11 protein-coding genes and 2 tRNA genes are annotated in these 13888 nt (G+C 67.5%); 9 read left to right on the forward strand and 4 right to left on the reverse strand.

Annotated features, from left to right (window positions below; genetic code table 11):
* Positions 1 to 50 precede the first annotated feature (50 nt).
* From GRI99_RS13010 to GRI99_RS13025, 4 genes are all read left to right on the forward strand, one after another.
* Positions 51 to 1733 carry a histidine kinase dimerization/phospho-acceptor domain-containing protein gene (locus tag GRI99_RS13010; RefSeq protein ID WP_337192924.1) on the forward strand — a complete coding sequence of 561 codons (1683 nt, stop codon included), beginning with the start codon at positions 51 to 53 and terminating at the stop codon, positions 1731 to 1733.
* A 60-nt stretch (positions 1734 to 1793) separates the two neighbouring features.
* Complete coding sequence (locus tag GRI99_RS13015; protein WP_160772482.1) at positions 1794 to 2816, forward strand: polysaccharide deacetylase family protein; 1023 nt, start codon at positions 1794 to 1796, stop codon at positions 2814 to 2816.
* A 61-nt stretch (positions 2817 to 2877) separates the two neighbouring features.
* A tRNA-Ile gene (locus GRI99_RS13020) sits at positions 2878 to 2953 on the forward strand.
* A 30-nt stretch (positions 2954 to 2983) separates the two neighbouring features.
* A tRNA-Pro gene (locus tag GRI99_RS13025) sits at positions 2984 to 3060 on the forward strand.
* A gap of 92 nt (positions 3061 to 3152) precedes the next feature.
* Here GRI99_RS13025 and GRI99_RS13030 read toward each other — a convergent pair.
* Positions 3153 to 3788 (reverse strand): DUF6198 family protein, encoded by a 636-nt coding sequence (locus GRI99_RS13030; protein ID WP_160772483.1) that lies wholly within the window; start codon positions 3786 to 3788, stop codon positions 3153 to 3155.
* Between the two features lie 113 nt (positions 3789 to 3901).
* Here GRI99_RS13030 and ettA point away from each other — a divergent pair, with 113 nt between their 5' ends.
* The 3 genes from ettA to GRI99_RS13045 all read left to right on the forward strand — a co-directional run bounded on the left by ettA (position 3902) and on the right by GRI99_RS13045 (position 7697).
* The gene (gene ettA, locus GRI99_RS13035; protein ID WP_160772484.1) at positions 3902 to 5575 is read left to right on the forward strand and encodes an energy-dependent translational throttle protein EttA; all 1674 of its coding nucleotides are present in this window, start codon (positions 3902 to 3904) and stop codon (positions 5573 to 5575) included.
* A gap of 240 nt (positions 5576 to 5815) precedes the next feature.
* Positions 5816 to 6889: an RcnB family protein gene (locus tag GRI99_RS13040; protein ID WP_337192925.1), complete on the forward strand. Its 1074-nt coding sequence runs from the start codon at positions 5816 to 5818 to the stop codon at positions 6887 to 6889.
* Positions 6890 to 7019: 130 nt separating this feature from the next.
* On the forward strand, positions 7020 to 7697 hold the full coding sequence (locus tag GRI99_RS13045; protein ID WP_160772485.1) for a prolyl hydroxylase family protein: 678 nt from the start codon (positions 7020 to 7022) through the stop codon (positions 7695 to 7697).
* A 15-nt stretch (positions 7698 to 7712) separates the two neighbouring features.
* Here the strand turns inward: GRI99_RS13045 and GRI99_RS13050 are convergent, their stop codons facing one another.
* Positions 7713 to 8243 (reverse strand): DUF1003 domain-containing protein, encoded by a 531-nt coding sequence (locus GRI99_RS13050; protein WP_160772486.1) that lies wholly within the window; start codon positions 8241 to 8243, stop codon positions 7713 to 7715.
* Positions 8244 to 8253: 10 nt separating this feature from the next.
* Positions 8254 to 9864 (reverse strand): lysine--tRNA ligase, encoded by a 1611-nt coding sequence (locus GRI99_RS13055; protein ID WP_160772487.1) that lies wholly within the window; start codon positions 9862 to 9864, stop codon positions 8254 to 8256.
* Between the two features lie 106 nt (positions 9865 to 9970).
* On the opposite strand from GRI99_RS13055, the gene GRI99_RS13060 reads away from it, so the two are divergent.
* Both GRI99_RS13060 and GRI99_RS13065 read left to right on the forward strand, forming a co-directional pair.
* Complete coding sequence (locus tag GRI99_RS13060) at positions 9971 to 10798, forward strand: mechanosensitive ion channel family protein (protein ID WP_237438337.1); 828 nt, start codon at positions 9971 to 9973, stop codon at positions 10796 to 10798.
* Between the two features lie 76 nt (positions 10799 to 10874).
* A complete protein-coding gene (locus GRI99_RS13065; protein WP_160772489.1) occupies positions 10875 to 12401 on the forward strand; it encodes a tannase/feruloyl esterase family alpha/beta hydrolase in 1527 nt (508 codons plus the stop codon).
* Between the two features lie 93 nt (positions 12402 to 12494).
* Here the strand turns inward: GRI99_RS13065 and GRI99_RS18880 are convergent, their stop codons facing one another.
* On the reverse strand, positions 12495 to 13703 hold the full coding sequence (locus tag GRI99_RS18880) for a hypothetical protein (RefSeq protein ID WP_160772490.1): 1209 nt from the start codon (positions 13701 to 13703) through the stop codon (positions 12495 to 12497).
* Between the last annotated feature and the right edge of the window lie 185 nt (positions 13704 to 13888).

Here is a 13888-nt window from a genome sequence, read left to right on the forward strand (position 1 = left end):
CGGCCATGTCGCGTGCGGCTGCAATGGCTATGGAATGCTGGCGGGCAGCTGTGCCCGCGCGCCACGCCCAGGGGACCCGGATTCGCCGCCTGCCGATGATGTTCGATGACCGCCTTGCCACTGTGCTGGGATCCCCCGTTGGCGGGGAGACGGCGGCGCGCACGCAGTTCCGGCAGTTGGTCGACCTGCTGGGCACCCCGGGCCGCAACACCGATAGTCCGCTGGAAGCGCGCGCCTGGGCACGGCTGGCCGAACTGGGCGAGCTGATCCCGGCCGAGGAGCGCAGCCGCATCCTGCGCGATCCCGGTCTGCGGCTGCGCGATCCGCGCCTGATCGGCGTGCTGGCGGCGGGCGATGCCAAGCCGGCCGCCGCGGCAATGGCGGTCGCCCGGCTGGACGAGGCGCAGTGGCGCACACTGATCCCCACCCTGCCGGTGATGGCCCGCGGCTTCCTGCGTCACCGGCGCGACCTGCCGCAAGGCACGCGCGAATTGCTGCGCCACCTTGGCGCGGGCGACATGCTGCTGCCGCAGCCGGAGGGAGCGACCGCCCCTTCCCCTCTCGCTCCGGCTCCGCCTCCGCCGGGCACCGTTCCCGAGCGCGACTCCATCCGCGCGCTGCTGCGCCGGATCGAGGCCTTCCGCGAAGGCCGCCGCCCCGATGCCGCCGCCGGTCCGCTCGATCCGCGCCTGCCGCTGGGTGACGTGGCCGAGGACGAGGCCGCCCCCGCGCCGCCCGCCCAATTCGCCTTTACTGCCGACGAAACGGGCCGCATCGGCTGGACGGACGATGCCGTGGCTCCCTTGCTGTGCGGCCTGCGGCTCGGCCCCGCTGGTCCCGGATCGGTCGCAGCGCTAGAGGACCGCGCCGTGCGGGCCATGCAGGGCCGCCAGCCGCTGCATGGGGCCGCGCTGGCGATCGATGCCGCCCCGGCCATTACGGGTGACTGGCGGGTGGATGCCGAGCCCGTCTTTGCCCCTGGCGGTGCCTTCACCGGATGGCGCGGGCGCTTGCGGCGGCCCGTGTTCCTGCCCGCCCCCGAAGCGCCCCCTGCTCCCACCGATACCCCGCAGGACCGGATGCGCCAGGTGCTGCACGAGTTGCGCACGCCGGTGAACGCCATCCAGGGCTTTGCCGAGATCATCCAGCAGCAACTGTTCGGCCCCGCGCCCAACGAATACCGTGCCCACGCCGCCGCCATCGCGGTGGATGCCGCCAAGCTGCTGGCAGGGTTCGACGAGATCGACCGTCTGTCGAAGCTGGAAGCGGGCGCGCTCGAGCTGGACCAGGGCGAGGCGGACCTGCGCGAGGTGGTGGAGCTGACCGTGCGCCGGATGGAAGGCGTGCTGCGCTCGCGCGGGGCGGGCTTTGCCGTGCAGGGCGCGGAGGAGCGCCTGCCAACGACCCTCGACCGCCCCGAGCTGATGGTGCTGGTATGGCGCGTGCTGGCCAGCCTGGCAGGGGCGCTGGCCCCGTCGGAAGTGCTGGGCGCGGAGCTATCCATCGACGATAGCCAGGCCTCGCTGGCGGTGGACCTGCCCGGCTCGATCGCCCGCGCGGCAGACCCCTTTGCCCTGCCCCTGGCGGAGCAGCGCCCGGTGCTGTCTGCGGGCATGTTCGGCCCCGGCTTCACCTTCCGGCTGGCCCGCGCCGAGGCCGAGGCGGCTGGCGGCACCCTGGCCTTCGCGGATGATACGGTGACCTTGCGCCTGCCGCTCTTGACCGGTTGTTAAGCCAACCATAGCAAAGAGGCTTGGTTATGAAGCCGGCAGGACAGGGGGTGTCTGCCGGCCATGCCGGAGCCTGGATCCACTCCCTTGCGCAGCCTGATTGCTCCTCCCCCGTCTTCTGCACGGGCGCGTTTTGCCGATGGTTTCGGCACGCGCTTCATCGTGTCCATCGACGCCGAGGAAGAGTTCGACTGGACCGCTCCCCTTGCGCGCGAGAACCAGGGGCTGGCGCACCTGACCAGCATCGCCCGCTTCCAACAGTTCTGCGAAGGCGAAGGCGTGGTGCCGCTGTGGCTGGTCGACTGGCCGGTCGCGAAGGCCACCCTGGCGGCGGAAATCCTGCGCCCGGCGGTTACGGCCGGCAGGGCCGAGGTCGGCCTGCAACTGCACCCCTGGGTCAACCCCCCGTTCGACGAGGAGGTGACACCGCACAACTCGTTCGTCGGCAACCTGCCGCCCGAGCTGGAAGCCGCCAAGCTGGCCGCGCTCAGCGCCCAGATCGAGACTGCCTTCGGCACCCACCCGGTGATCTACCGCGCGGGCCGCTATGGCCTGGGGCCCAACACGGCCCGGATCCTGCACGAACAGGGGGTGGCGATCGACACCTCGGTGCGTCCGCTGTTCGACTATGCCAGCGGCGGCGGGCCGGACTATCGCGGCTTCCCGCTGCATCCCTATTGGCTGGATGATGCGCAGACCCTGCTGGAACTGCCGCTGACGACCAGTTACTGGGGCATGTTGCGGCGGCAGGGCGATGCAATCTTCCCGCGCCTGTGGCGGATGCCCATGATGCGCGGCGTGCTGGCCCGGCTGGGCCTGCTGGAACGCATCCCGCTGACGCCCGAGGGGATCAGCGTGGACGAGGCGATCCGCGGGATCGACATGGCGCTGGACGATGGCCTGCCGCTGCTGATGTTCTCGTTCCACTCGCCCTCGCTGCACCCGGGACACACCCCCTATGTGCGCGACGAGCGGGACCTGGATGCCCTGTACGACTGGTTCCGGCGGGTCTTCGCCTACCTGGAACGGCGCGGCGTGCAGCCAACCACTGTCTCCGGCGTGATGAACAACGTCGTGCGCGCCTGAAACTCCTGCGGCCTCCCTTGCCAGAAATGGCGGCGGCGGCTAGGTCCGCCCGCGCGGGGCGGGGCCTGTAGCTCAGCGGTTAGAGCTGGCCGCTCATAACGGCTAGGTCGCGGGTTCGAATCCTGCCGGGCCCACCACGCACTGGTCCAGGGTTCGGCCATCAGGGTCGGGGAGTAGCGCAGCCTGGTAGCGCATCTGCTTTGGGAGCAGAGGGTCGCAGGTTCGAATCCTGTCTCCCCGACCAGTTTTCCGTGACAGCACCATCCGGGGGATGGTCCTGGCCGGAAAACTCCCAAGCGGAGCGCGGGAGGGGTCCGGTTTACGCACCCCGCCCTTTCAATGCCCCATATACCGCCCCGGCTTGTGATAGGCGACCAGCACCAGGTTGATCGCCAGCGTGCTCAGCACCGACCACCCCCATTGCGCCCAACTCAGCGTAAACCAGGCGGCCAGCAGCACGGCCCCGTCCAGCACCATGTGCAGCCGGCCCACGCTGCCGCCGCGGCGCTTTTCCACCCACAGGGCCACGATGTTGACCCCGCCCACCCCGGTGTTGTGGCGGATCAGCGCCAGGATGCCCACGCCCATGGCCGTGCCCCCCGCCAGTGCGGCAAAGGCGGGGTGGACGAAGGTGATAGCCACCGACACTTGCGCCAGCGCGGTCAGCGCGAAGATCAGCCCGATCGCCAGCGTGGTCCTGATCGCAAAGCCCCGCCCCAGCGTGGCCATAGCCAGCAGCAGGAAAGGCACGTTCAGCGCAAAGAACAGCAGCCCCACCCCCAGCGGCACGTGGTAGGAGATGAGCAGCGCCACCCCGGCAATACCGGCCGTCACGATCCCCGCGCTCTTCATCAGCAGCAGGCCCAGCGCAAGCAGGGTGCAGCCCGACAGCATGGCGTAGACATCCTCCAGCAACGTATGCTCGGACGGATCGCGCAAGGGATGGCGCGGGGACGGCGCAACAGGTTTCATGTGTAACGGGTAGGCGCAAGCCCGCCGCCCCGCAAGAACCTTGCCCTGCCCCGCCCGCTCCCCTATCTGCGCGGGCAAATCCAATCTCTCCAGATACCCACGAAGGACGCAGCATGGCCGCCCAGTACGCCTATGTCATGAAAGGCATGACCAAGACTTTCCCCGGCGCGAACAAGCCGGTGCTGTCGAACATCAACCTGCAGTTCTACCAGGGCGCCAAGATCGGCATCGTCGGCCCCAACGGCGCGGGCAAGTCCACCCTGATCAAGATCATGGCCGGGATCGACAAGGACTTCACCGGTGAAGCCTGGCCGGGCGAGAACATCACCGTGGGCTACCTTGAGCAGGAGCCGGAACTGGACCCCAGCAAGACCGTGCTGGAAAACGTCAAGGACGGCGCGCGCCACATCGCCGACATGGTCGACCGGTTCAACGCCATCGGCATGGAAATGGCCGAGGAAGACGCCGACTTCGACAAGCTGGGCGCCGAGATGAGCGAACTGCAGGACAAGATCGACGCGGTTGATGGCTGGACGCTGGACAACCAGCTGGAAGTGGCGATGGAAGCCCTGCGCTGCCCGCCGGGCGACATGGGCGTGGAAAGCCTGTCCGGCGGTGAAAAGCGCCGCGTGGCCCTCACCCGCCTGCTGATCCAGAAGCCCTCCATCCTGCTGCTGGACGAACCGACCAACCACCTTGACGCCGAGTCAGTCCAGTGGCTGGAGAACCACCTGAAGGAATATGCCGGCGCGGTGCTGATGATCACCCACGACCGCTATTTCCTGGATAACGTGGTGGAATGGATCCTGGAGCTCGATCGCGGGTCCTACTATCCGTATGAGGGCAACTACTCTACCTACCTGGAAAAGAAGGCCAAGCGGCTGGAGCAGGAAAGCCGCGAGGAGAGCGGCAAGCAGAAGGCCCTGCAGCGCGAGCTGGAATGGATCCGGCAGACCCCGGCCGCCCGCCAGACCAAGAGCAAGGCGCGTATCCGCAAGTTCGAGGAGCTGCAGAACAGCCAGGACAACCGCCAGGTGGGCAAGGCGCAGATCGTCATCCAGGTGCCCGAGCGGCTGGGCGGCAAGGTGATCGAGGCCAAGAACATCTCCAAGGCCTATGGCGACAAGCTGCTGTTCGAGAACCTCTCGTTCATGCTGCCGCCGGGCGGCATCGTGGGCGTGATCGGGCCGAACGGCGCGGGCAAGTCCACCCTGTTCAAGATCATTACGGGCAAGGAGCAGCCCGACAGCGGCACCATCGAGATCGGCTCCACAGTCCACCTGGGCTATGTCGACCAGAGCCGCGACCACCTGAACCCCGCCAACAACGTGTGGCAGGAAATCAGCGACGGGCTGGATTACATGAAGGTCAACGGCCAGGACATGAGCACGCGCGCTTACGTCGGCGCGTTCAACTTCAAGGGCCAGGACCAGCAGAAGAACGTGGGCAAGCTGTCAGGCGGTGAGCGCAACCGCGTGCACATGGCCAAGATGCTGAAGCAGGGCGGCAACGTGCTGCTGCTGGACGAACCGACCAACGACCTTGACGTGGAAACCCTGGCCGCGCTGGAAGACGCCATCGAGAACTTCGCCGGCTGCGCCGTGGTCATCAGCCACGACCGCTTCTTCCTGGATCGCCTGGCCACCCACATCCTGGCCTTCGAGGGCGACAGCCACGTGGAGTGGTTCGAAGGCAACTTCGCGGCCTACGAGGAAGACAAGCGCCGCCGCCTGGGCGATGCGGCTGACCGGCCGACGCGGTTGGCTTACAAGAAGCTGACGCGGTAATATCGAACATCCTCGTCACCCCGGACTTGATCCGGGGTCCAGTTTCCTTCGCAAGATTGCAAGGAACCTGCGGGACTGCGGGTTTGGCACGGGATGAGGTGGTTCCATTCACCCGGCCCGTTCCAAACCTGAACGTTAAGCCAGCAGGCCTATTCAGTTAACGGACAGCCCGAATCGCCTAGACGCACTCCACACACAACGCACCGCACCACTCGGCGGGGCACTTGGAGGGTGACTACAGTGACGTTCAAATCTTTGCTCAAGTCGGGTGGACTGGCTGCTCTGGCGATTGCCATGGCGGCTCCCGCCCTTTCCGTCGAAGTCGCGGCGCAGGAGCGTCCGCAGCGCGGCAACTGGCGCGGGGGCGATAATGCCCAGGCCCAGCAGCAGGGCGGCGGCGCCCGGCAGGCGATGCGCGAACACCGGCAGGAACAGCGTCAGGCGCGGCAGGAGCAGCGCCAGGAACAACGCCAGGTCCAGCAGCAGCAGCGGCAGGTGCCCCAGCAGCGCGCTCCGCAACAGCAGGCTCCGCAGCAGGCGCAGGCCCCGCAGGGTGGCTGGCAGCGTGGCGGCGACCAGGGCCGGCGGGGTGACTGGAACCGCGGCGGCGACAATAACGGCCAGCGCTGGCAGGGCCAGAACCGCGCCGAACAGAACCGCGCCCAACAGAACCGGCCGGACCGCTCCGAAGGCGTCTACAACCGCCAAATCGACCGCAACCGCGACCGTTCGGGCGAGCGCGTGGTCGGCACCAACCCGCCGCAGCAGCGCGACTGGAACCGCGATGGCAATCGCGACACCAACCGCGATGGCCGCGACTGGAACCGTGACGGGCGTGATCGCAACTGGTCCGGCAACAACAACCGCGACTGGAACCGTGACCGCAACTGGCAGGGCAACCGCGACCGCGACTATCGCGACAACGACCGCAACCGCGACTATCGCGACCGGGACCGCAACGGTTCCTACCGCGACGGCTATCGTGATGCGCGCCGCGACCATCGCCAGTGGGACCGTCGCTGGCGCGACAACAACCGGTACAACTGGAACAGCTACCGCTATTCCAACCGGCACATCTATACGCCGGGCCGGTATTACGCGCCCTATCGCAACTACAGCTATCGCCGCCTGAGCATCGGGTTCTACCTCGACAACCTGTTCTTCGGCAGCCGCTACTGGATCAACGACCCGTGGCAGTATCGCCTGCCCCCGGTCTACGGCGACTATCGCTGGGTCCGCTACTACGACGACGTGCTGCTGGTAGACATGTACAGCGGCGAAGTGGTCGACGTGATCTACGACTTCTTCTGGTAACCAGCCTTTCGGCTCGGGTTGCCGGAAGAGTGGCCGGCAACTTGGGAGTCCCCGCCCTTCCCTGAGGGCGGGGGCTTTCCCGCGTCTGTGGCTTGCCTATGCCCCGCGCGGCCATTTATGGTGCGCGCGCATGACACCCGAAGTCGCCACCGAATTCCGCAAGGACCAGCCGATCCTGCGCGCCATGGGCCAGCGCGTGCGCGAGCGGCTGGCGGCCAACCCCGCCGTGTGGCGCGCGCCCACCGACAAGGCCGAACTTTACGCCGTGGCCGACTTCATCAGCGCGGATGAATGCGCCCGCCTGATCGCCATGATCGACGAGGTGGCGAAGCCCTCCACCGTGTTCGACATGACCTATGCCGATGGCTACCGCACCAGCTTTTCGGGCGATGTCGATCCGCACGACCCTTTCGTGAAAAAGATCGAGCGGCGGCTGGATGACCTGCTGGGCGTGGAGCCGAGCTGGGGCGAGACCGTGCAGGGCCAGCGCTATGCCCCCGGCCAGCAGTTCAAGGCCCATCACGACTGGTTCCATCCCAACACCAGCTATTGGGACCGCGAGACCGAAAAGGGCGGCCAGCGGGCCTGGACGGCGATGATCTACCTCAACAACGTTGAAGCCGGCGGCACCACCGACTTCAACGAGCTGAACATGTCGATCGAGCCCAAGCAGGGCGTGCTGCTGCTGTGGAACAACGTGGACGAAAACGGGCTGCCCAACCGGGCCACGCTGCATGCGGGAACGCCGGTGGTCAGCGGGGTGAAATACGTCGCCACCAAGTGGTACCGCGCAAGACCATGGCTATAGGGCCGTGGATATAGCCTAACTTTCCCCCTCGAATGGCAATTGCTTCGCCGCCATCCGCACTTCAGCCGCCATCCGGTCGATCTTGCGGGCCAGCCGCAGGATTTCCAGCTGGGTGCGAAGGTTCACCTCGTAATCGTGGCGCGCGGTGATGCGGTCCTTCGTGGCCTGGCGGTTCTGGCTCATCAGGATGATCGGTGCCTGCACCGCCGCCAGCGTGGACAGCATCAGGTTGAGGAAGATGTAGGGATAGGCATCGAAGGGCCGCAGCCCCACCGCCTCCAGCACCCGGCTGTTGAGCAGCATCCAGCCCAGCAGCACCACGGCAAAGGCGATGATGAAGGCCCAGCTACCGCCCACGGCCGCCACCCGGTCGGCCATCCGGTCACCGAAGGTGTTGTGCAGTTGCACCAGTTCGTCGGCATCGGGCTGGGTATAGGTGCCGGTGGCCACCCGCTCCAGCACGCGCTGCTCGTCGGCCTCCAGCTCGTCGTATTCGCGGCCGAGCAGGTCCAGCGCCAACTGGTGCGCGTCGGTCTCCTGCGTCATGCCATACTCCTCATTGGGCCAGCGCCTCGGCAATCAGGCGGCGGCTGTTGGCTACACCGTATAGCGCGATGAAGCTGCCCATGCGCGGGCCCTGCTCGCTGCCCAGCAGCGTCTCGTATAGCGCCTTGAACCAGTCGCGCAGCGTCTCGAAGCCGTAATCCGGATTCTTGCCGATTTCATAGACCGCGTTCTGCAGGTCTTCCGCCGGGGTGTCCTCGGCCACGGTGGCGAGGTGCGCGTCGAGCGCACGCAGGGCCGCCGCCTCGCCCGCCGTGGGCGCGCGGCGCTTCAGGTGCGGGGCCACGAAATCGCGGTTGTAGGCCAGCGCCTTTTCCACCAGCCGGAACAGGTCCGGGTGATCGTCGGGCACGGCATCGCCGATGTAGTTGCCGAGATAGTTCCAGACCTGCTGGTGCGTTGCCCCCGCCCCCAGCACGCCCACCAGGTTGAGCAGCAGGCCGAAGCTGACCGGAAGGCTGTCACCCGCGCCATCATCGTTGCCCATCGCGTGCAGCAGGTGCCAGGCGGGGTTGCCCAGCCGCTTGTCCCACTCCTGCCCGGGGATCGCCGCGCGGAACTGCCAGTATTCGTCCACCGCGCGCGGGATCACGCCGACGTGGAGCGACTTGGCGCTCTTGGGATTGGCATAGATGTAGTGGCCCAGGCTCTCCTCGCTGCCATAGGTCAGCCATTCCTCGATGCTGAGGCCGTTGCCCTTGGACTTGGAGATCTTCTCGCCGTTGGCATCCAGGAACAGCTCGTAGATCATGCCTTCGGGCTTGCGGCCGCCCAGCACCTGCACGATGCGGCCCGACTGGGTGACGCTGTCGGTCAGGTCCTTGCCGCACATCTCGTAGTCCACGCCCAGCGCATACCAGCGCATGGCCCAGTCCACCTTCCATTGCAGTTTGGCATTGCCGCCCAGGATCGACTGTTCGACCACTTCGCCGGTTTCATCGGTAAAGCGGACCAGACCGGCTTCGGCATCGACCACCTCAACCGGCACCTGCAACACCACGCCGCTGGTGGGGCTGACGGGCAGGACGGGGGAATAGGTCGCCTGCCGCTCCGCCCGCAGGGTGGGCAGCATGATGTCCATGATGGCATCGTACTTGCGCAGCACCTGCTTGAGCGCCTCGTCGAAGGCGCCGGAATTGTACCGGTCACTGGCGGAAACGAACTCGTACTCGAAGCCGAAACTGTCGAGGAAGGCGCGCAGGCGGGCGTTGTTGTGGTGGGCAAAGCTCTCGTGCGTGCCAAAGGGATCGGGAATGCGCGTCAGCGGCTTGCCCAGGTGGCTGGCCAGCAGGTCCCGGTTGGGCACGTTGTCCGGCACCTTGCGCAGGCCGTCCATATCGTCGCTGAAAGCCACCAGCCGCGTGGGTGCGGGCGCTCCGCCCTCCGCCGCCACGATCTCGTAGGCACGGCGGACCAGCGTGGTGCGCAGCACTTCCTGGAAGGTGCCGATGTGCGGCAGGCCAGAAGGACCGTAGCCGGTCTCGAACAGCACCGGCGCGCCGCCCGGCTTGGAACCATTGAACCGCTTGGCGAGTTTCATGGCTTCCTGGAATGGCCATGCCCTGGACACGCGGGCGGCGGAGATCAGCGCTTCTTCGAACATGGCCAGCGCCTTTGCGCAAAGACACGCGTTGCGCAAGCGAGAAGCCCGCAGCACCCGGAGTAGCCGATTGCCCTATCTCGATACCCTGAACAACCAGTGGCTTGCCATGACCCGCGGAATCGTGGCCAGCCTGCCCAATATCACCATGGCGCTGGTAGTGGTCCTGCTCACCTGGTTCGTCGCCCGGTATGCCGTGCGCATTGCTGACTGGCTGACCGGCAAATCCACCCTCAGGGCCGACCTGCAGAACCTGATCGAGACCGTGGTGCGCGTGGGCATCTGGGTGGTGGGCCTGCTGCTGGCCGCCACCGTGGCCATTCCCGGCTTTACCCCCGGCAGCATGATCGCCGGCCTGGGCATCGGCGCGCTGGCAATCGGCTTTGCCTTCCAGGATATCTTCGAGAACTTCCTGGCCGGCGTGCTGATCATGGTGCGCGACAAGATGAACATCGGCGATGCGATCGAGGCTGATGGCATATCGGGCACGGTGGAGAAGATAACCCTGCGCGAAACCCACGTGCGGCAGTTTTCCAACGAGCTGGTGATCGTGCCCAATTCCCAGCTTTTCAAGAACCGCGTGACCGTGCTGACCGATGCCATCGTGCGGCGCGACGAGGTGCTGGTCGGGGTCGATTACGAGGCGGATTTCGATGCCGCGCTGGCCGCAGTGAAGCGCGGCATGGCCAAGGTGGAAGGGCTCGATCCGGCCCGCGAACCGGCGGCCTATGTGCGCGAATTCGGGGCCAGTTCGATCGACATCCTGGCCCAGTGGTGGGTGCTGTCCGGCAGCCATGACATGCGCGTGGTCCGCACCGAAGTGATGAAGGGCATCAAGCGCGAACTGGACGCCGCCGGTATCGGCATCCCCTATCCCCACGTCACCCAGACCTTTGCCGATGCCGTGCCGCTGCGCACCGTGGCCGAGGCGGCATGACAATCTGCGACATTTAGCCGGTTGGCGACCTTCCCCCGCTGTGGCAGCAAGCTGGCGAGAAAAGGGGAGAGATAGCATGATGGTCCACCGTTCCGGCCTGGCGAAAGCGGGCCTGGTCAGCCTTGGCGCGCTGGCGCTTGCCTCGTGCTCCACCACGCAGGGCAGCGAGACCGCCAGCCTCACCGCCACGGCGCAGCAGTGCGCCGCCTTCGATGCCTCCGTGCTGGGCGCGGCCAATGCCACCACCAGCTGGGTGCCGGCCGCGGCCAACCTGCCCGCCTTCTGCGAGGTATCGGGCACGCTGACCCCGGTGGCCGGCTCCACCATCGGCGTGGTCTATCGCCTGCCGGCGCAGTGGAACGGCAAGGTGCTGGGCATTGGCGGCGGCGGCTGGGCGGGCAACGTCACCCTTGCCGCCGCCAGCGAGGGGCTGGCCAAGGGCTATGCCACCATGCAGACCGACGGCGGCAATGCCGGCACCGATGTGTGGGCCAATTCCTGGGTGGCCGAGCGGCCCGAAAGCGCGATCGACTTCAGCCACCGCGCCATCCACCTGATGACCGATCGCGGCAAGCGGGTGGCCGCATCATTCTATGGCCGCCCGCACAGCCGCGCCTATTACAACGGCTGTTCCACCGGCGGGCGCATGGGGCTGATGGAAGCCCAGCGCTATCCGGCGGATTATGACGCGATCATCGCGGGCGCGCCGGTCTATACCCTGCAGACGCAGACCAGCGCGGTGTTCCGCAATCAGGCCTTTGCCGCACAGAACGGGGCCGGGGCCTTCACGCCCGAAGACCTGCAACTGGTGCAGAGCGCGGTGCTTGCCCGCTGCGATGCGAAGGACGGGGTGGCCGATGGCATCGTGAACGATCCCGCCTCGTGCGACTTCCAGCCCCGCAGCCTGCAGTGCACCGGGGGAAAGACCGCCACCTGCCTGGCCCCGGCACAGGTCACCGCGCTGCAAGCCGTCTATTCCGGCCGCCGGGCCAGCGATGGAAGCTGGATGATGCTGCCGATGCACCGCGGGGGCGAGGCAAGCTGGTCGTTCTTCGTGGGCACCAACGGTTCCGGGGCCGATCCGTCGCGTGGCGGCGGCCTGGGCGGGGTCTACCCCATCGCCAACCCCGGCGTGGAATGGAACATGCTGGGCATGACGGATGCCGATTACCTGCGCGTCCGCTCCAGCCCCTTTGCGGCACTGTACGAGGCGAAGAACCCGGACCTCAGCGCCTTCTTCGCGCGCGGCGGCAAGCTGATGCTGTGGCATGGCGAAAGCGATCCCGGCCCCAGCCCGGTGGCCACGCTGGACTATGTGCAGGCGGTGCAGGCGCGCAACCCGCGCGCGGCGCAGCAGATGCGCTATTACACCCTGCCCGGTGTGGGCCACTGTCGCGGCGGCCCGGGGGCCGATGCGGTCGATTACCTGGCGGCGATGGATGCCTGGGTGGAAACCGACACCCCGCCCGCCACGCTGGTGGGGCGCAACGGGCAAAGCGGCATAGTGCGCCCGCACTGCGCCTATCCCGGCGTGGCGCGGTTCAGCGGCAGCGGCGACGCCAACGATCCGGCCAACTGGACCTGCGTTGCGCGGGGAGCGTAAAGGCGGATCCTGGATACAGTGAAGGGGCGGCCTCCTTTCGGAGGTCCGCCCCTTCCCCACCGTGCGACCCTGAAGGGGAAGTTCAATAACCCTTTAGGCTGCGGCGGGACGGCGCGGAGCGAGCTCCGGCCAATTCATCGGATACTGGCTGAGGTCGATCCGCGACTTGCCACCCGGGAAGCTGCGGCCGATCGACTGCTCGATCAGCTTGGCGCGGTGCAGGCGGGCCTTGTGGCTGCGGAATGGGTTCGCCCGGTCCGGCCGGGCGGCAGCCAGCCGCTCGATCAGCGCGCGGCGTTCCTGCGGCGTGGCCAGGCGCTCACGGGGCAACGCCACGGCGGCACCGGAATTGGCCAGCAGGGCATCGGCACGCGAGGGACCACGGGTGGTCGTGGGCTCGGGGAAGTTGCGCGCCATGGCCGGTGCCGCGCCCGCTGCGACCGGAGTGGCATCGACCACCCGCGCCTGGACCGGCGCCGGCGCGAAGGTGCCCCTGGCTTCGGTCAGCGACACGTCGCGGGCGGGCGGCGTGGTGGGCGTCACCACGGTCAACGGAGCGGCAGCGCGCACGGGTGCGGTATTCAGCGGGCGACCATCGGCATCGACCGTAGGCCTCTCGATGCGAACGTCGCGCAGGTCATGCACCTTGCGGCGGCGACTGATGGCAACGCCGGCCACACCGGCAAGACCTGCCAGCGCCAGCGCGGAAAGCAGCGCGCCGATCCACATTGCAGCCTCTCCCGCGTCGCCATCGGTCTGCGCGGCGGGCTGGCTGGCGGCGGGGAGCGGCAGAGGTTCGGGGACCGGAACCACCGTCGTAGTCACGGGTGCGACCGGATCGGCCGCGGGCGCAGCAAGGGGAGCGGCAGTAAGCGGGGCGGCGGCGCGGGCGGCTTCGTTCGCAGGTGCCTGGCGCGCGGCGGCTGGCTGGCGGGTGGTCGTGGCGGTGTTGGCCGGGGCGGCATCGGCATCGGCCGCACCAGAGGCGGCAGCCGAAGTCGGGGCAACCGGCACGGCCTGCACCACCGGACGGCTTACCGTGGGTGCGCCTGTCGTCGGTGAAGCGGTAGTCCCGGCAGGAGCCTGGACCGGCGATTGCATCACCGGCACTGTCGGAATGGGGATCGTCCCCACCGGAGCGGCCGGGGCCGGCACCGTCGCCGGACTGGCCTGCCCGATCGGGGTAGCCGGATCGGCGACCTGTGCGAAGGCAGCGGGAGCCAGGGCGGAAGTTGAAGCCAGGACCAGAACAGCGGCAATCGCTGTCGAGGCCGAACGAGCGAGGTGAGGGTTGGTCTGCATAGTACGGAATCAATGCGCCGTCCCCGCGCCGGGTTCCGTGAACCGGCGTTCAGCAAGCTGATAGAATTCTGAAATACCTACGAATTTCTGGAGTGTGGCGCGGCAGGCCGCCGTTGCTGCACGATGACCGGAGGGCCATTACGCACAAATCCCCGCCAATCCGGGCACCCTTGCGTTTACTTTTC

The organism is Alteraurantiacibacter buctensis (assembly GCF_009827655.1).
GTDB lineage: Bacteria > Pseudomonadota > Alphaproteobacteria > Sphingomonadales > Sphingomonadaceae > Alteraurantiacibacter > Alteraurantiacibacter buctensis.